We start from the raw sequence: 18,559 nt of genomic DNA on the forward strand, positions 1-18,559 counted from the left end.
ATCTACGAGATGCCCTTCGTTATGGCCGAATGTGATCCTCAGGAAATCTCATTCTCCCACCACGACAGGGCATTTCGGCGTTTCAACTCACATCACCCATCCACCGGATCGGTGTATCCAGGCTTAGTTGGTGACCGGTTGAAAGGCGAAAGTCACGACCTCGTTGCCGTCGGCATCGGTGGTGAACGGAATCATGGTCAACTCCACGTCCTGACCGAATTCCAGCTTGGCGGGGTCGTTCTCGGTGAGTCTTCCCTCGACCCGGATCACGGCGTCGTCTTCCGTACCGAGTTGCACCAACCCGACGCCGAAAGGCACGAACTCCTTGCCTGTGGGCCCCGCGTACGGTGCCCCGGGCGGAAACCCCTGCGTGGTCCACGCCACCAACGTCCCGGTGCGGGGAAGGAGCAGCTCGGCCATGGATCCCGAACTGCAACGCGGACAGCGCTGCTGTGTGGGGAAGGTGACAGCGCCGCAGCTGTCGCACTTGCTGCCGATCAGCTGGGGATCGTCCGCCGGCCAGGTGGATATTTCGGGCGCAAGTGCCCGTTGCGATGTCGACACGACGCTGACGATAATCGGAAATGGTGTTCTCGTCCAGAGAGAATCATCTCGGCGAGCGGGGATCGGGGCTGCCTCCGCGCGGCGACGAGGCGGTCTACTTGGGTCGTTTCATCGCCCGGTCTGCGGCTGCCCAGTGCTCGTCGGACACCCACAGCCTGGCGAACGCTGCGACGGCTTCGGTGGTGGGAACGCCGCGCATCACCCGCTTGACTTCTCCTGCCGGTGCGGCGGCGAGCGACCGCCCGATCGCGCGCCACTGCTCGTCGAAATTTGCGCGCGCACACCTGGTCGATCAACCCGATCCGCTCGGCTTCGGCCGCGTCGACGATGCGACCAGTGCCCGCCAGCAGCAACGCCTTGCTGTAGCCGACCAACGCCACCAGTCTTTCGGCACCGCCCCAGGCGGGCATGATCGCCAGCGCGACCTGGTTGAACCCGATCTTGATGTCGTCTGCTGCCACCCGGATGTTGGCTGCGACCGCGAACTCTGCGCCCCCCGCCGAGCGCATGACCGTTGAGCGCGGCCGTGACGGGGGCCGGGAAGCCGGCGATGCGGTCGCAGATCGACCTCATCCGGAAGGCTATCGCGGACGCCTGAGCCTCGGTGCGCAGCGCGCTCAGTTCTTTCAGGTCTCCACCCGAGACGAACGCCCGATCACCTGCCCCGGTGAGCACGAGGGCGGCCGCCCCCGCCGCGCCGTCGAGCGCCTTGTCGAGTTGGTCCATGGTCTCCAGCGCGATCGCGTTGCGCGCGTGCGGCCGGTCGATGGTGATCACCGCCAGGCCATCGTCTAATTCAAGGTCCACCATCGCGCGTTCTCCATCTGCGGTATTGGCATTCTCGCGAGCGGAGAATAGCATCGCCTCCCGAACGGGAGGTGGCGCCAGGCATGCGAGAAATTCCTGCTGAGCTGACCAAGCTCTACCAGCAAGAGGGCTGGTGGACCCAGGAAACGCTCGGCGATCTCGTCGCGCAGGGCCTGGCGGCCGGTCCCGACACCGGCTTCCACGTCCACTCGGAGGTGCGGCCGTACGCCGGCACCTTCGCCGAGGTCGAACACGACGCCCGCCGCCTGGCCGCCGGTCTGCGTTCGCGCGGGATCGGCGCCGGCGACGTCGTGGCGATACAGCTGCCGAACTGGCGCGAAGCGGCCGTCGCATTCTGGGCGGCATCGTTCCTGGGTGCCGTCATCGTGCCGATCGTGCACTTCTACGGCCGCAAGGAACTCGCGTACATCCTGGCGGCCGCCAAGCCGCAGGTGTTCATCACCGCCGAGGCGTTCGGACGGATGCAGCACCAGCCCGATCTGTGTGCCGAAGTGCCGATCGTCGGCCTTGTGGGTACCGCCGGATTCGACGAGCTCTTCGACGACGAGCCCCTAGTCGGCACCGAGGCGACGGACCCGGCCGGGCCCGCCCTGATCGCGTTCACCTCAGGGACCACCCGCGCGCCCAAGGGTGTCATCCACAGTCATCAGACGCTGAGTTGTGAGACGCGTCAGCTCCTGGCGAACTATCCGACTGACCGGGGCCGCCAACTCACAGCCACCCCCGTCGGGCACTTCATCGGAATGCTCGGCGCGTTTCTGATACCGGTGTTCGAGGGCGCCCCGATCGACCTGGTCGATGTGTGGGATCCGGGCAAGGTCCTGGCTCTGATGAAGTCCGACGGCCTGTCGGTCGGTGGAGGGCCGCCGTACTTCGTCACCAGTCTGCTCGACCACCCCGATTGCACCGACGACCACCGTCGGCTGTTCACCACGGTCGGCCTCGGCGGGTCCACGGTGCCCGCGGCGGTGACCCGCCGGCTGGCCGACCTGGGCATGTTCGTCTTCCGGTCCTACGGCAGCACCGAGCATCCCTCGATCACCGGCTCAGGTCCGCAGGCGCCCGAGGAGAAACGCCTGTACACCGATGGCAACCCGCGACCCGGCGTCGAGATCAGGATCGCCGAGGACGGGGAGATCCTCTCCCGCGGACCAGATCTGTGCCTGGGGTACACCGACGACGAGCTGACTGCCGGCGCTTTCGACGACGAGGGCTGGTACCGCACTGGCGATGTCGGCGTACTCGACGACGACGGATACCTGACGATCACCGACCGCAAGGCCGATGTGATCATCCGCGGCGGTGAGAACATCAGCGCGGTCGAGGTCGAGGAAGTGCTGCTGTCGCTACCGGCGGTGGCCGAGGCTGTGGTCGTGGCGGCGCCGGATGCCCGCCTCGGCGAGCGGGTCGCAGCCGTGTTGCGCATCCGGCACGGCCACCAGATGCCGTCGCTGGAGGACGTCCGCGCCCACTTCAGGGGCGCCGGGATGGCACGTCAGAAATGGCCGGAGGAGCTGCACCGGGTGGAGGACTATCCGAGGACGGCGAGCGGCAAGGTCCAGAAGTTCGCCGTGCGGGAGCACGTGAGGGCGGAGTGCGGGAGCACGTGAGGGCGGAGTGCGGGAGCACGTGAGGAGCGGGCCCTGCTCGTTGCGACCCACGGATAATGAGAATAGGATTCTCTCAAGAAGAAAAGGAGCGTTTCATGGGTCAACTATCGCACCGGGTCGACATCCCGTTTCCGTTGTTCGATGCGGACAACCATCTGTACGAGCCGCCGGAGGCACTGACGAAGTACCTCCCGAAGGAATACAAGGACGTCGTCCAGTACGTGGAGATAAACGGCCGCACCAAGATCGCATTGAAGGGCCAGATCAGTAACTACATTCCGAACCCGACCTTCTCGGTGGTCGCCAAGCCGGGTGCCTGGGAGGAGTACTTCAAGTTCGGTAACCCGGATGGCAAGAGCAAGCGCGAACTCTTCGGCGAGCCGATGAAGGCGATTCCGGCGTTCTTCGAGCCCGCACCCCGGCTGATCAAGATGGACGAGCTGGGTCTCGACCGTTCGCTGATGTTCCCGACCCTGGCCAGCCTGATCGAGGAGCGGCTCAGCGACGATCCGCTCGCGATCCACGTCATCGTGCACGCGCTCAACGAATGGCTGCACGAGGTGTGGGGATTCAATTACAAGAACCGCATCTTCACCACGCCGGTGATCACACTGCCGATCGTCGAGAAGGCGATCGAGGAACTGGAGTGGGCGGTCAAGCGCGGTGCCCGGGCCATCCTGATCCGCCCGGCTCCGGTGCCGGGATTCCGCGGCCCGCGCTCGTTCGCGCTGCCGGAGTTCGACCCGTTCTGGGAGCGTTGCGTCGAATACGACATCTTCGTCGGAATGCACTCCAGTGACAGCGGCTACTCCCGTTACACCTCCGAGTGGGATGGCGCCGCGCAGGAGATGCTGCCATTCCAGACCAACGCGATGTCGATTCTCAACGAGTGGCGCCCGATCCAGGATGCAGTGGCGTCCTGGGTGATTCACGGTGCGCTGTTCCGGTTCCCGAAGCTGAAGGTGGGCATCGTGGAGGCGGGGTCGAAGTGGATGTTCCCGTTGTTGGACTCGATGGCCGAGGTGTACAAGAAGGCGCCCGAAGCGTTTGCCGGCAACCCGATGGAAGAGATCAAGAACCGCATCTACGTCAGCCCGTTCTACGAGGAGGGCATCGACGATCTGATCAACCTGATCGGAGTGGACCAGGTGCTCTACGGCTCGGACTGGCCACACCCGGAGGGCCTGGCGGAACCGACGCACTACGTGACCGCGCTCGAGCATCTCTCCGTCGAGGATCAGGCGAAGATCATGGGCGGCAACCTGGGTCGCCTCGTCACTACGTGACGTACCAGGCCCGCTGGGCTTGTCTTTCAGCGAGTTGCTCGAGCGAATCCATTGCGCCGCAGGCGCTTTTGCTGATCTCGGCATCGAGAAGGGCGACCGCGCCGCGCTCTGGGCGCCCAACAGCGCCGAATGGATCATCGGCGCGTTCGGCTTGATCACCGCCGGCGGTGTGCTCGTGCCCGTCAACACCCGGTTCAAGGCCGACGAGGCGGCCGACATCATCAGCCGCAGCGGAGCCAAGGCCGTGCTCGTTCAGCAGGGCTTCCTCGGCGTGAACTACGCCGCGCCCAAGGGTGTCCCGGTCATCGATATCAAGTCCGACTTCCTGTCGAGCGGTCGGCCGTTCAGCCGCCCGGTCGATGGTGAGGACATCTCCGACATCATCTTCACCCCGGGCACCACCGGCCGGCCCAAAGGCGTGATGATGAACCATCGCCAGAACCTGCGCCTGTACCAAGAGTGGTGCGAGCTGGCGGATCTTCGCCAGGGTGACCGCTACCTGATGGTCAATCCGTATTTTCACATCTTCGGCTACAAGGCGGGTCTGCTCGCATCGTGCATTCGAGGTGCGACGATGTTGCCGGTGCCGGTCTTCGACGTCGACCGTGTCGTGGAACTCGTTGCCGCTGAGCGGGTGACGATGTTGCGCGGGCCGCCGTCGCTTTATCACTCGTTGTTGGGTGTCGAGAACAAGGCCGCTCTGGCGACGCTTCGCGCCGGCGTGACTGGTGCCGTCGACATCCCGGTCGAGCTGGTGCGTCGGGTGCATGAGGAGCTTTCGTTCCAGACGCTGGCGACAGGGTACGGCTCACCGAGGCCGGCACGGTGACGTTGTCGCGGCCGGGGGACTCGTTCGAAGACATCGCGACCACGGCCGGCGTGGCCTGTGGACGCGTATCGCCGACGACGGCGAGGTGCTGGTGCGCGGCTACACCGTGATGCAGGGGTATCTGGATGACCCGGCCGCCACCGCCGAGGCGATCGACCCGCAGGGCTGGCTGCACACCGGCGACCTGGGCACCATCGACGGCGCCGGCCGGCTGCGCATCGTCGGCCGGAAGAAGGACATGTTCATCGTGGGAGGCTTCAACGCCTATCCGGCCGAGATCGAAGGTTTCCTGCTGGAGCACCCCGCGGTGGCCCAGGCTGCGGTCATCGGGGTGCCCGACGAACGTCTGGGGCAGGTGGGAAAGGCATTCGTGGTGCCGAAAGCGGACGAGAGCACGGGTGGGCTGGTGACCGCCGAGCAGCTGATCGCGTGGAGTCGCGACCGAATGGCCGGTTTCAAGGTGCCGCGGTATGTAGAGTTCCTCGACGAGTTGCCGTTGAACGCCACCGGCAAGGTGATGAAAGACAAGTTGCAAGGCCATCACCGCTGAGCATCCGCACAGCGTGTAAACAACATTTCCGCAGACAAAGGCTCTTTGCCGGGCTCCGCGGAGGCGCTCGACTTTCGCACTTTCTCGTGACTGTGTGACCGTTCGCGCTGGTGGCCTGTGACTGTTGGTGCCCATGTTTGTGGTGAGGTTGTCGGCGTGTCGTCGTGATCCTGGTCCGAGCGTGTGCGAAGCATCGGCGGGTGGCTTCCAAACCTGTTCCGCCGATGCTTCAAATCGTGACGCTACCCGCCTCCTGGCGGATGCTGTTGGAGACTCTGCGCGAGGCGGGTATCGTCGCGGCAATACTCAAAAATGAAGAATGCCATTCTCGCAGGAGTGCCGGTCTCCGTACGTGCCTTGAGGTTCAGTTCAGGAGGTCGGTGTGCCGTCTTTCAGGCAACGTGACTCGGTGATCGACGTCGATCCCGTCGATCCGCCGCGGGCCTCCGACCGTCCGCTCGACGCCGAGCAGGCGCGAGCGCTGGCCGAGGAAGCAGAAGCTGCCGAGGCGATGGCGGCCGCCGCCCGGGCGCGAGCGCGCGCGATCCGATTGCGACGCGAGGCCGAAGAACCTGTCGACGTCGACGCGCCGCCGGCCGAGGTCGAACCGGAAGCGGTGGACGACACCGACGCCGAACACGACACCGACACCGAAGGCGAGTCGACCGTCGCGGAGGACGCATCCGCCGGCCGCCGGCCGGCGGATGCGGCGCTTGCCGCGGCCGACGTGGAAGGGTTTGCTCGCCGCATTGGTGGTCGTGTGCACGGCGGCCCTGCTGGCGGTCAGCGGCTACATGGTCTGGCACCATCGTCAAGCGGTTGAGCTGCAGCAGTTGGACGCCGAGTACACCGCGGCGGGGCGGCAGAGCGTGGTGACGTTGATGTCGCTGAACTTCAACCAGGCGCAAGAGGACGTGCAGCGCATCATCGACAACTCGACCGGCCAGTTCAAAACGGACTTCGAGCAGCAGGCCACCGACTTCGTCGAGGTGGCGCGTGCCTCCAAGGTCATCACCGAGGTCACGGTGAACTCTGTGGCGGTGGAATCGATGACCGAGAATTCGGCCGTGGTGCTCGTCGCGGCGTCCTCCCGCGTCACCAACTCCGAGGGTGCCAACCAGGAGCCGCGGACGTGGCGACTCAGCGTGGATCTGCAGCGCGAAGGGGACCAGATCAAGATGTCGAAAGTCGAGTTCGTCCCGTGAGCGATGAAGACAGCGAGAAGGACAAGGACGTCGACACGACCACCGCAGGCGACGATGCCGCTGACGTCGCGGACGACGATGCCGCTGTTGGCGAGTCCGACGACGCCGGGTCCGTAGAGGGAGCGTCGAGCCCCGATGCGGCCGTCGGTGACCGTCCCAGCAGTGCGCGGCGGGCACGCGTTTCAAGGTCAAGGCGAGTGCCGTCCTGCTGGCCGCGGCCCTGCTCGGTTGTGCGGGACTGGCGGGCTGGGTGTATGTCAACCAGTACCGGCCGGATGAACAGACCGACGCCGCTGCAGCGAAGGTGGCGCTCGATGCCGCCACCACCGGGACGATCGCGCTGCTGTCGTATTCGCCTGAATCGCTCGACCAGGATTTCGCAGCTGCCAAGTCCCGCCTCACCGGTGACTTCCTGTCCTATTACACAGTTCACCGAACAGATCGTCACGCCGGCCGCCACCGAGAAATCCGTCAAGACGGCGGCATCTGTGGCGCGGGCCGCGGTCTCGGAGATCCAACCGGATTCCGCGGAGGTCCTGGTGTTCATCAACCAGACCACCACCAGCAAGGAGAATCCCGACGGCGCGTTCGCGGCAAGCAGCGTCAAGGTGGGTCTGACGAAGATCGACGGCGCCTGGCTCATCGAGTCGTTCGACCCGGTGTGAGCGGTATACCCTCAGCGCCGTGACAGTCACGGCGATCCTGCCGGTGCCGGTTCGGTTCGCGCGGCGTCGGGACGCCGTGTTCGCCGCGGTAGCGGGAACCTCTCCGCTGGACCGTGCCGTCCGCGCACTCGAGGTGACGCGCGACGTCGTGATCGCCGTGGCCGGTCCGCTCGCCGACGAGGTCGGTGAGGCCCTTGCCGGACAGTCTTTTTCAAGGGTGCGGGTCGTTGTTTCCGAGCCGCCCGGTGAACGCGTGCACTGTGTGGCCGCCGGTCTTGCCGTTGTCGCCGATACCAGTCATGTGGTCGTCCACGACATCGAGTGGCCCACGGCCGGCACCGGTGTCGTCGATCGCATCGCGGCCGGGCTGCGGGATGGGGCGGTGGCAGTGATGCCCTCCCGTCCGGTCACCGACAGCGTCAAGTCGGTCGATCCGGATGGTGCCCTGACAGCGACGCTGGACCGCTCACAGCTGCGCACCGTGCAGTATCCCCGCGGGTTCGCCGCGGACGTGCTGGCGCAGCTGGTCGGTCTGCACCGATCGGGTCCGTTCGACGAACTGGAGGCAGCGCTGTCGGCAGGAGTCCCGGTGAGCCTCATCGACGGTGACGCCGAAGCGTTGAGCGTCGAGTTGCCCCGCGACACCGATTATCTCACGGCGCTCATCACAACTCGGCAGGATCTTCCGACGCCGTGAGAAGGTGCTCTGCGACAGCGATGTCGCGCGCATAGGTGACCTTCAGGTTGGTGGGGTCGCCCGCGAAGGTGTGCACCAGCGCATCGGTGTAGCGCTCGACGCACGACGATGTGTCCGTGCCTTCGAAGCCGTCGTCCGTGGCGCAACGGTACGCACGCAGCAGCTCTTGCGCCCGGAACGCCTGTGGCGTCTGCACTCTGACCAGCGTGCCACTCGCGGCCACCGATTCCGGTCCGTCCGCACCCACCCGGACAAGCCCCGCGACGGGCAGGGCAGGCAGCGCGCCGCCGAACTCCCGGGCGACTGCGATCGCCGTACGGAACAGCTCAGGTCCGGCGAGCGGCCGGGCGGCGTCGTGGATCGCGACCACGTCCACGGCGCCCGACTCGATGTCGGCGGACAGGTACTGCAGCACCCGGGACTCCGACGCGTGCCTGGTCTGGCCGCCCTCGACCAGTTCCACTCGGGCGTCGGGAAGTTCGCGCGCCACGCTGTCGCGCGCCACCTCCAGCTCACCCCGGCGGTACACCAGGACGGTTCGCGCCACGTCCGGCAGCCGCGACAGGGTGTGCAGGGACCAGATCACCATGCTGCGCCCGGACAGCGGCAGGTATGCCTTGTTCCCGTCGGCGCCGACCCGGGTCCCCAGGCCGGCTGCCAGCACCACACCGACCGCCTCGCCCATGAACGCACAGTATCGCGGCGGGGCCCGTCGCAGATCCGGACCGACCTGGCGAACGGCTCGGCCGGATGAGCGTTACGGTCGACTTCCAGCGGAAAGGGGACACTCTGTGAGCGAGCAAGCACAGCGACCTGCCGACCGGGCCCATCGGCTCCGGCGGATGGTCGGTCGGGATCCGCACGAGTCGACCCGTGCGGCGACGCCGCTGGAGCTGCTCTTCGACCTCACGTTCGTGGTGGCCTTCGCCACCGCAGCCTCGCAGTTCGCGCACGCCCTCGCCGCTGGGCAGGTGGCCGCCGGCCTGGCGGGCTTCTTCTTCGCGATGTTCGCCGTCTGCTGGGCGTGGATCAACTACAGCTGGTTCGCCTCGGCATATGACACCGATGACTGGATCTACCGGCTGATGACCATGCTGCAGATGGTCGGCGTGGTGATCCTGGCGCTCGGACTTCCCCAGCTCTACGCATCGATCGAACACGGTGAGGACGTCGACAACACCGTCGTCGTCGCCGGCTATGTGGTGATGCGAACCGCGATGGTCGGTCAATGGTTGCGCGCCGCCAGGCAGGACCCGCTGCGACGGTCGGCGTGCCTGACCTATGCGCTGTGGATCACCGTCGCCCAGATCGGTTGGGTGATCGCGATATTCGTCCACACGTCGGTTCTGGTGACCGGGGTCGTCGTGACGGTGCTGGTTCTCGTCGAGATGATGGGGCCGGTCATCGCGGAGTCACGCCAGGGGGGCACCCCGTGGCATGCCCACCACATCGTCGAGAGGTACGGGCTGTTCACGATCATCGCCCTCGGCGAGGGCGTGGTCGGCACGGTCGCGTCGTTGTCGGCGGTGGTGGAAGAGCAGGGCTGGTCTGTCGAGGCGGTGTTCACCGCTGCCGCGGGAATGGGCCGTTCGGTATGTGGTGGACCTACTTCGTGCTGCCGCAGGCCGACATCCTGCACGCCCGCCGCGAACGGTCCTTCTGGTTCGGCTATCTGCACATCCTGGTGTTCGCGTCGATCGTCGCGACCGGTGCCGGACTGCATGCGGCGGCCTACTACATCGAGCACCACTCCGAGCTCGGATCAGTGGGCACGGTGCTGTCCGTGGTGATTCCGGTGGGGCTGTACATCCTGATGGTCTACGTGCTCTACGCGGTGATGACGCGCAGCGTCCGGCTGTTGCACCTGCTGCTGTTCGCCGGTGCTGCCGCCGTGCTCGGCCTGTCAGTCCTGCTGGCGGTCAACGGATTCTCGATGGCCAACTGTCTGCTGGTCGTGACGCTGGCGCCGGTGGTCTCCGTCGTGGGCTACGAGTGGCGGGGACATCGACACGCTGCCGAGGCCGTGGCGAGCAGTCAACGCGAACCCTGATTGTCGAGGTTTCCCGCGCTCTCGAGAAGCAGTTGGTCGTTCTGCTGCCGCAGTAGCCTGCGCGCCTTGCTCCGGGTGATCAGGATGCCGACCACGGCGAGCGTCCATACCGCGTACTGCAGCGCCCAGGCCGCCCGGAACGAGTCGAACGAGATGCCGCCACCTGCTTCCAGGAGCCATCCCATCGCCTGCATGAGCAGCAGTGACGCGAGGAAGCCGCCCATGTTGACCATGCCCTGGGCGGTGCCCAGCGTGGCGGTGGGGTTGAAGGTACGTGCGAAGTCGAAACCGACCATCGACCCGGGCCCGCCGACGGAGATGACCACGACGAGGACAACGAGCAGCCAGACCGGAGCCGGCCCTGGAAGCGCCAGCACCACCGTCCACACCAGCGCGTTGCTGGCGATGATGGCGAGCACCAGGCGGGAGCGTCGCTGGGGATGCCTGCCGGTGAAGATGCCCACCAGTACCCCCGAGGAGATCGCGGCGACGACCGACAGTGTCAGCAGCGTTCCGGCCGCCGCCGCGGACAGTCCCTGCGCCACCGTCAGGTAGGGCACGCCCCACATGAGCGCGAACACGGTGACCGAGAACTGGGTTCCCATGTGGGTGAAGAACCCCAGCCGGGTGCCCGGCCGTAGCCACACCGTCTTGACGCTGTGCAGCGTCTGCCGGACCGTCATCGCCTCCGCGGTGACCACATGGCCCTCGGGGGCGTTCTTGACGAAGAGCAGGATCAGCACGATCGCCAGCACCCCCAGGGCCGCCACCGATGCGTAGGCGACCGACCAGCCGGCAGCGGCCAGCACCGCGAGGAACGGCACCGCCGACAGCACCTGTCCGAGCTGCCCACAGATCCCGGTCAGCTGCGTCACCAGCGGCACCTGGCGCGGGCTGAACCAGTGAGGGACCAGCCGCAGCACCGAGATGAACGTCACCGCGTCGCCGAGCCCGACGACCGCACGCGCCGCGATGGCCGTCGGCAGCGACTCGGTGAACGCCAGGACGAGCTGCCCTGATGCCATCAGTGCCGCCCCGGCCACGAGCAGGGCCTTCGACCCGAATCGGTCGAGCAGCAACCCCGCGGGCACCTGGGCGCCGGCGTAGACGACGACCTGGAGGACGACGAACGTCGCCAGCAGGCTCGGACTCGCATCGAACCGGTCGGCGGCTGCCAGGCCGGAGACACCGAGGGTGGTGCGGTCCAGCACAGCCACGATGTAAGCGAGCAGCCCGGTCGCCCAGACGATCCAGGAACGCACGCGGCACCTCTCGTAATTTGTCTTAATGTCCTGCGAATGCAGGGGCGGCCCACTCATGATTCCCCAGACCCGGGGGCCGGCGCCAACCGATATCCGTGCGCGGGCGGCGCGGATCGGCTCTGCGCCGGGGGAGAAGTTGGCTGAAAGTGTGCATGCACGTCGGCAGCTCTGCGCCCTTGCCCGAGTTTGCCCAGATAGAATGCTCAGGTTTGCTGTGGGCGGTCGGTACGGCGCCGTGAAAATACTTCGCTCAATGGGTGGGCGGCGCGGTTAGAGTTGATCCATGTACTGCTGCGGTCTCGGTTCACCCCGCCATGTACGACGTGCGGGGGAGTGGTGCGGTGGCTGAGTACCGGCTGCAGGAACTCGCGCGGGCATCCGGCGTCAGCGCCCGCAACATTCGCGCCTACCGGGAACGTGGCCTTCTCGACCCGCCCCGCAGGGTCGGCAGGTCCGCGCTCTACGACGATTACCACCTCTCGCAGCTCAACACGATCAGTGAGCTACTACGCAAGGGCTTCACCTCGACCCACATCGCCGAGTTCTTCACGAGCATGCGCCAGGGCACCGACCTCGCGGACATCCTGGGCCTCCAGCGGGCCGTGCTGGGGCCGCGGACCACGTCGGAGAACCGGGGCGAGGCAGTCGGCCTCGACGCCGACACCGAAGAGGCCCGCAAGTTGGTGTCCTACGGCCTCGCCGACATCGTCGCCGGCAAGGTGGTGATGGTGGTCGACGGCGTCGTCGGCGAGATCCTGAGCCGGTCACCGGACCGCCTACTGTACGTGCGCGCGCTGGTGAAGTTCCTCGACGCGGCCGACGAAGCCGTCAACGACGCCGCCAAGGCGTTCGTCGCGGGCCTGACGAGCTTGTACCGCGCCCGGCTCGGCGCTCATTACCTGCCCAGGCCCGACGAGATGGACCGGTTGCGCGAGGTCGTCCAGGACTACCGCGAGTTGGGGGCCGCCGTCCTGGCCACCCGCTTCGATGAGGCGACCCGACGTCTGATGGTGACCTCGGCAACCGATTACACCGCCGGGATCCTGTTCAGCGGTGAGTGGGAGCCCCGGCAGGCGAGTCGGGCCGAGTGAGGCTTCTGGGGAGTTTCCGGTCCGAGTTTTGCTCGGTGGGACTTCAGACTTACCGACTAGTAAGTTTCGACAGCAAACCAGGACACATCGCGAAAACACGTGACAAGACATTTGCGCGTAAGTTGTCGTCTGTGCGCTTGGCCCGGTCAGCTTATGTGCGAACATTGGTTCCCACATAACGATTGTGTAACAATACTGCCTTGATCTGCGATTCTTTCCTACTCGACCGTAACCACCTGCATGCAGGACGTTTGTCCCGGAAGGGTTTCGGGCGTCCTGGACAAGCGCGTTATGCAATCCCTGTTACCCATGCGTAGAACTCGCCAGTAACCATTCTCGGCGCAAAAATGGTGCTGTCTCTTATGACACTCTTAGTACGGCTGGAGTGTCCACCGCGATCCGCGAGGATGCGTCGGAGTGCTTGCGCTTTGTTGGCGGCACCCAGGGTTGCGGACGACACCAGCCGGATTCGACGCCGAATCGCAACGGTTCCAGCCGGAGTGCAGATCAGCACCCGGACGGGCCGCCCACAGCCCACGACGAGCAGCAGCCCCACGACGAGCGATGTAGCGCGCAACACCGAGGAGACAACAAGACGTGACGATCAACGACCAGCAGCGTGCCACCCACACTTCCGAGAACGGCGAGATCTTCGGACCGCTGTCAGGGACGCACGCCCTCGTCGATCGACTGCACTCCGGTGAGCCGTACGCGGTCGCGTTCGGCGGCCAGGGCGGCGCTTGGTTGGAGAACCTCGAGGAGCTGGTGAACTCGGCAGGGATCGAGTCCGAGATCAGTCAGCTGGTCGCCGAGGCCGAGCTGTTGCTCGAGCCGTTGGCGCGGGAACTGGTGGTGGTGCGCCCGATCGGCTTCGAACCGATGAAGTGGATCCGCGCGCTGGCCGCCGACGAGGCGTTGCCCGCCGTCAAGGACCTCACGACCGCCGCGATCTCGGGTCCCGGCATCCTGCTGACCCAGATGGCCGCGCAGCGCGCCCTCAAGCGCCAGGGACTGGACCTCGACGGACATCCTCCCGTCGCGATCGCCGGCCATTCGCAAGGCGTCACCGCCGTCGAGTCGTTGAAGGCTCGCGGGAACCGTGATGTGGAACTACTCGCCATCGGACAGCTGATCGGCGCCGCCGGATCGCTGGTCTCCCGCCGCTGCGGGATGGTCGGCCGTGGCGACAAGGCCCCGATGGTGTCGGTCCTCAACGTCGACCCGGCGCGGATGGCGGAGCTTCTCGACGAGTTCGCCCAGGACGTGCGCACCGTGTTGGCGCCGGCCTTGTCGATCCGCAACGGCCGGCGCTCCGTCGTCATCACCGGCACCCCCGAGCAGCTGGCCCGCTTCGAGCTGTACTGCGAGAAGATCACCGAGAAGGAAGAGGCCGAACGCAAGAACAAGACGCGCGGCGGCGCGATCTTCCGCCCGATCTTCAACCAGCTCAACGTCGAGGTCGGGTTCCACACGCCGCGCCTGGCGGCGGGGGTGGACCTGGTCAACGAGTGGGCCGCCCGCACGGGCCTGGATCGCGAACTGACGCGCGAGCTGACCGAGACCATCTTCGTCAAGCCGGTGGACTGGGTGGCCGAGGTCGAGGGTCTGGCCGCCACCGGCGCCAAGTGGATCGTCGACCTGGGCCCCAGCGACACCGTGACGCGGTTGACGGCGCCGATCATCCGCGGCCTCGGCATCGGCATCGTCCCCGCCGCGACGCGGGCCGGACAGCGCAGCCTCTTCACCGTGGGCGCCGCGCCCGCAGTGGCACCGGCCTGGGCGAGCTACGCGCCGCAGGCCATCGCCCTGCCCGACGGTTCGGTCAAGGCTTCGACGAAGTTCACCCGCCTCACCGGCCGGTCTCCGATCCTGCTGGCAGGCATGACGCCGACGACCGTCGACGCCAAGATCGTCGCGGCTGCGGCCAATGCCGGACACTGGGCCGAGCTGGCCGGCGGAGGTCAGGTCACCGAGGAGATCTTCGACGGACGCATTGCCGAGCTCACCCAGCTCCTGGAGCCGGGCCGTGCGGTGCAGTTCAACTCACTGTTCCTCGACCCCTACCTGTGGAAGCTGCAGATCGGCGGCAAGCGGCTCGTGCAGAAGGCACGCCAGTCCGGCGCCCCGATCGACGGTGTGGTGGTCACCGCGGGCATCCCCGATCTGGAGGAAGCCGTCGACCTGATCGAGGAGCTGCACACGGTCGGCATCACCCACGTCTGCTTCAAGCCCGGCACGATCGACCAGATCAAGTCCGTCATCAAGATCGCCGCCGAGGTGCCCGACCGCGACGTCATCGTCCACATCGAGGGCGGCCGCGCAGGTGGACACCATTCGTGGGAGGATCTCGACGATCTGCTGCTGAGCACCTACGGCGAACTGCGCAAGTACGCCAACGTCACCATCTGCGTCGGCGGCGGCATCGGCACGCCGGAGCGGGCGGCCGAGTACCTGTCCGGCGAGTGGGCACGGGCCTACGGGTTCCCGGAGATGCCGGTCGACGGCATCCTGGTGGGCACCGCCGCGATGGCCACGCTGGAGGCCACCACGTCACCTGCGGTCAAGCAGATGCTGGTGGACACCACCGGCACCGACACCTGGGTCGGCGCGGGGAACGCCATCAACGGCATGGCCAGCGGTCGCAGCCAGCTGGGCGCAGACATCCACGAGATCGACAACACCGCATCGCGGTGCGGCCGGCTGCTCGACGAGGTCGCCGGTGACGCGGACGCTGTCGCGGAGCGTCGCGACGAGATCATCGCCGCGATGGCCGACACCGCCAAGCCGTACTTCGGCGACGTTGCCGACATGACCTACCTGCGGTGGCTGCAGCGCTACCTCGAGCTCGCCATCGGCGACGGTGACAGCACCGCAGACACCGCTGCGCCCGGCAGCCCATGGCTGGCCGACACCTGGCGTGAGCGCTTCGACGAAATGCTCCGGCGTGCCGAGGCGCGTCTCAACGAGCAGGACTTCGGGCCCATCGAATCCCTCTACGCCGGCGCCGAGGGGCAGGCGCTGATGGAGCATCCGGACCAGGCCGTCGCGATGTTGGTGGCCCGCTACCCCGACGCCGAGACCGTGAAGCTGCATCCGGCCGACGTGCCGTTCTTCGTGACGCTGTGCAAGAAGCCGGGTAAGCCGGTGAACTTCGTGCCCGTCATCGACAAGGACGTGCGCCGCTGGTGGCGCAGTGACTCGCTCTGGCAGGCGCACGACGCCCGCTACACCGCAGACCAGGTCTGCATCATCCCCGGTACGCAGGCGGTCGCGGGTGTCACCCGCGTCGACGAGCCGGTCGGTGAGTTGCTGGACCGTTTCGAGCAGGCGATCGTCGATCGGGTGGTCGCCTCCGGCGCGCAGCTGGTGTCGGTGGTGTCCCGCCGGCAGGCCCGCGCCGACGTGAGCGGCCCGCTGGCCGTCGTGCTCGATTCACCCGACGTGCTGTGGGCCGGACGCACCGCCATCAACCCGGTGCACCGCATCGGCGAGCCTGCCGAGTGGCAGGTCAACGACGTGCCCGGCAAGCCGAGCGCGACGCATCCCAACACCGGCGCGCGCCTGGAACTCGTCGCCGACGGAAGCGTGACGCTGAGCGTCCCGCTGTCCGACATCTGGATCGACATCCGGTTCACGCTGCCCTCGACCACCGTCGACGGCGGCATGCCGATCGTCACCGTCGAGGACGCCTCGAAGGCGATGCGGGCGGTGCTTGCAATCGCCGCAGGCGTGGAAGGCCCGGAAACCCTTCCCGCCGTGGACGGCAACGGTGCTGTCAGTGTCACCGTCGAATGGGACCCGGAGAAGGTCGCCGACCACACCGGGGTCACCGCGACGTTCGGTGCCCCGCTGGCGCCCGGTCTCACCCTGGTGCCCGACGCCCTGGTCGGCCTGTGCTGGCCCGCGGTGTTCTCGGCCATCGGTTCGGCGCTGACCGACGACGGTTTCCCGGTCATCGAGGGCCTGCTGAGCCTGGTGCACCTCGACCACGCCGCACACCTGCTCCAGCCCATGCCCGCGACCAAGTCCGAGTTGACGGTCACGGCAACGGCTTTGGCGGCTGTCGACACCGAGGTCGGGCGCGTTGTCCCGGTCGCGGTGACCATCACCGGGTCCGACGGTGCTGAGCTGGCAACGCTGGAGGAGCGCTTCGCGATCCGGGGTCGCACCGGCCCGGTCGAACTGGCCGATCCCGTGCGCGCCGGCGGAGCGATCACCGACAACGCCACCGACACGCCCCGGCGCAGGCGGCGCGACGTCGTCGTCACCGCACCCGTGGACATGAGCGCCTTCGCCGTGGTCTCGGGCGATCACAACCCGATCCACACCGACCGGGCGGCCGCGCTGCTCGCCGGCCTGAAAACGCCCATCGTGCACGGCATGTGGCTCTCCGCCGCAGCGCAGCACGCCGTCACCGCAACCGACGGCCGGGCCACCCCACCGGCACGCCTGGTCGGGTGGACCTCCCGGTTTCTCGGGATGGTGCTGCCGGGCGACGAGATCGAGTTCCGCGTCGACCGCGTGGGCATCGACCGCGGTGCCGAGATCATCGAGGTGTCGGCCAAGGCTCGGCGGGCAGGGAGCGAAGCGACCCCGGGAAGTGGGTCAGGTGGTGAGCTCGTGATGGCGGCAACGGCGCAGTTGGCTGCCCCGAAGACCGTGTACGCGTTCCCCGGCCAGGGCATCCAGTCCAAGGGCATGGGCATGGACGTGCGCGCCCGGTCGAAAGCCGCGCGCAAGGTGTGGGATTCGGCCGACAAGTTCACCCGGGAAACGCTGGGCTTCTCGGTGCTGCACGTCGTCCGCGACAACCCGACCAGCCTGATCGCCTCCGGCGTGCACTACCACCACCCCGAAGGGGTGCTGTACCTGACGCAGTTCACCCAGGTCGCCATGGCGACGGTGGCCGCTGCCCAGGTCGCCGAGATGCGCGAGCAAGGCGCGTTCGTCGAGGGCGCGATCGCGTGTGGCCACTCGGTGGGCGAGTACACGGCACTGGCCTGCGTCTCCGGCGTGTACCAGCTCGAGGCGCTGCTGGAAGTGGTCTTCCACCGCGGCTCGAAGATGCACGACATCGTGCCTCGGGACGCGCAGGGCCGGTCGAACTACCGGCTCGCGGCCATCCGCCCGTCGCAGATCGATCTCGACGACAACGACGTCACCGACTTCATCGCCGAGATCGCCGAGCGCACAGGGGAATTCCTGCAGATCGTGAACTTCAACCTGCGAGGCGCGCAGTACGCCATCGCCGGCACGGTGCGCGGCCTGGAGGAACTGGAGGCCGAGGTGGAGCGGCGTCGCGAACTCAGCGGCGGCAAGCGCTCCTTCATCCTGGTGCCCGGCATCGATGTGCCGTTCCACTCGGAGGTGCTGCGGATCGGTGTCGCCGACTTCCGCCGTTCGTTGGAGCGGGTCATGCCGACCGATGCCGATCCGGAGTTGTTGATCGGCAAGTACATCCCGAACCTGGTGCCGCGCCCGTTCACGCTGGATCGCGATTTCATCGAGGAGATCCGGGATCTGGTGCCTGCCGAGCCGCTCGACGAGATACTGGCCGACTACGACACCTGGCGGAACGAGCGTCCGCGTGAGCTGATGCGCAAGGTCGTCATCGAGCTGCTGGCCTGGCAGTTCGCCAGCCCGGTGCGCTGGATCGAGACACAGGACCTGCTTTTCATCGAGGAGGCCGCGGGTGGCCTCGGTATCGAGCGGTTCGTCGAGATCGGCGTGAAGTCCGCACCGACCGTCGCGGGACTGGCCACCAACACGCTGAAGCTGCCGGAGTACTCGCACAACACCACCGAGGTGCTCAACGCCGAGCGTGACGCCGCGGTGCTGTTCGCGACGGACACCGATCCCGAGCCCGAGATGGAGGACAGCGCCGAGGAGACGGCACCGTCCGCCGAGGCCGCGCCCGCGGCC

10 protein-coding genes and 4 pseudogenes are annotated in these 18,559 nt (G+C 67.0%); 10 read left to right on the top strand and 4 right to left on the bottom strand.

From position 1 onward, the window contains the following. Nucleotides 1-123: 123 nt before the first annotated feature. Together WA944_RS23590 and WA944_RS23595 are read right to left on the bottom strand one after the other, a co-directional pair. Nucleotides 124-576, bottom strand: coding sequence for a Zn-ribbon domain-containing OB-fold protein (locus WA944_RS23590; protein WP_526369462.1), 453 nt, complete (start codon nucleotides 574-576; stop codon nucleotides 124-126). An 82-nt stretch (nucleotides 577-658) separates the two neighbouring features. Beyond that, nucleotides 659-1,374, bottom strand: a pseudogene (locus WA944_RS23595) (enoyl-CoA hydratase/isomerase family protein). A gap of 80 nt (nucleotides 1,375-1,454) precedes the next feature. On the opposite strand from WA944_RS23595, the gene WA944_RS23600 reads away from it, so the two are divergent. The 7 genes and pseudogenes from WA944_RS23600 to WA944_RS23630 all read left to right on the top strand — a co-directional run bounded on the left by WA944_RS23600 (nucleotide 1,455) and on the right by WA944_RS23630 (nucleotide 8,234). Beyond that, nucleotides 1,455-3,002, top strand: coding sequence for an AMP-binding protein (locus WA944_RS23600; RefSeq protein ID WP_526369458.1), 1,548 nt, complete (start codon nucleotides 1,455-1,457; stop codon nucleotides 3,000-3,002). A 95-nt stretch (nucleotides 3,003-3,097) separates the two neighbouring features. Then, entirely contained in the window at nucleotides 3,098-4,288 is a 1,191-nt protein-coding gene (locus WA944_RS23605) for an amidohydrolase family protein (protein WP_526369460.1), read from the top strand. A 1-nt stretch (nucleotide 4,289) separates the two neighbouring features. Then, a pseudogene (locus WA944_RS23610) lies at nucleotides 4,290-5,667 on the top strand (FadD3 family acyl-CoA ligase); the annotation flags it as partial. Between the two features lie 409 nt (nucleotides 5,668-6,076). Beyond that, complete coding sequence (locus WA944_RS23615) at nucleotides 6,077-6,490, top strand: hypothetical protein (protein WP_526610068.1); 414 nt, start codon at nucleotides 6,077-6,079, stop codon at nucleotides 6,488-6,490. Continuing rightward, nucleotides 6,426-6,872, top strand: a complete 447-nt coding sequence (locus WA944_RS23620) for an Rv1363c family protein (protein ID WP_526373980.1) — start codon at nucleotides 6,426-6,428, stop codon at nucleotides 6,870-6,872. The genes WA944_RS23615 and WA944_RS23620 overlap by 65 nt, the downstream gene beginning before the upstream one ends. Then, nucleotides 6,869-7,537 (top strand): annotated as a pseudogene (locus WA944_RS23625) (hypothetical protein). Before WA944_RS23620 ends, WA944_RS23625 begins: the two are co-directional and overlap by 4 nt. A gap of 19 nt (nucleotides 7,538-7,556) precedes the next feature. Continuing rightward, the gene (locus WA944_RS23630; RefSeq protein WP_526373979.1) at nucleotides 7,557-8,234 is read left to right on the top strand and encodes an IspD/TarI family cytidylyltransferase; all 678 of its coding nucleotides are present in this window, start codon (nucleotides 7,557-7,559) and stop codon (nucleotides 8,232-8,234) included. Here the strand turns inward: WA944_RS23630 and WA944_RS23635 are convergent. Continuing rightward, nucleotides 8,203-8,919 carry an IspD/TarI family cytidylyltransferase gene (locus WA944_RS23635; protein ID WP_526610064.1) on the bottom strand — a complete coding sequence of 239 codons (717 nt, stop codon included), beginning with the start codon at nucleotides 8,917-8,919 and terminating at the stop codon, nucleotides 8,203-8,205. The genes WA944_RS23630 and WA944_RS23635 overlap by 32 nt on opposite strands. A 157-nt stretch (nucleotides 8,920-9,076) precedes the next feature. Between WA944_RS23635 and WA944_RS23640 the strand changes: the two are divergent. After that, nucleotides 9,077-10,284: pseudogene (locus WA944_RS23640) on the top strand (low temperature requirement protein A). Here the strand turns inward: WA944_RS23640 and WA944_RS23645 are convergent. Next, nucleotides 10,269-11,546 carry an MFS transporter gene (locus WA944_RS23645; protein ID WP_526373977.1) on the bottom strand — a complete coding sequence of 426 codons (1,278 nt, stop codon included), beginning with the start codon at nucleotides 11,544-11,546 and terminating at the stop codon, nucleotides 10,269-10,271. The pseudogene WA944_RS23640 and the gene WA944_RS23645 overlap by 16 nt on opposite strands. Nucleotides 11,547-11,887: 341 nt before the next feature. Here WA944_RS23645 and WA944_RS23650 point away from each other — a divergent pair, with 341 nt between their 5' ends. Together WA944_RS23650 and WA944_RS23655 are read left to right on the top strand one after the other, a co-directional pair. Continuing rightward, a complete protein-coding gene (locus WA944_RS23650) occupies nucleotides 11,888-12,637 on the top strand; it encodes a MerR family transcriptional regulator (RefSeq protein ID WP_526373976.1) in 750 nt (249 codons plus the stop codon). A gap of 648 nt (nucleotides 12,638-13,285) precedes the next feature. Then, a partial coding sequence (locus tag WA944_RS23655) for a fatty acid synthase subunit beta domain-containing protein (RefSeq protein ID WP_526647412.1) occupies nucleotides 13,286-18,559 on the top strand: 5,274 nt, incomplete at its 3' end.

The sequence above is a fragment of the Mycobacterium sp. genome, assembly GCF_049683355.1.
GTDB lineage: Bacteria > Actinomycetota > Actinomycetes > Mycobacteriales > Mycobacteriaceae > Mycobacterium.

Excerpts from the sequence above, each read along its gene's own strand:
- WA944_RS23635 (WP_526610064.1), bottom strand. The coding sequence starts at position 8,919 with ATGGGCGAGGCGGTCGGTGTGGTGCTGGCAGCCGGCCTGGGGACCCGG.
- WA944_RS23600 (WP_526369458.1), top strand. The coding sequence starts at position 1,455 with ATGCGAGAAATTCCTGCTGAGCTGACCAAGCTCTACCAGCAAGAGGGC.
- WA944_RS23605 (WP_526369460.1), top strand. The coding sequence starts at position 3,098 with ATGGGTCAACTATCGCACCGGGTCGACATCCCGTTTCCGTTGTTCGAT.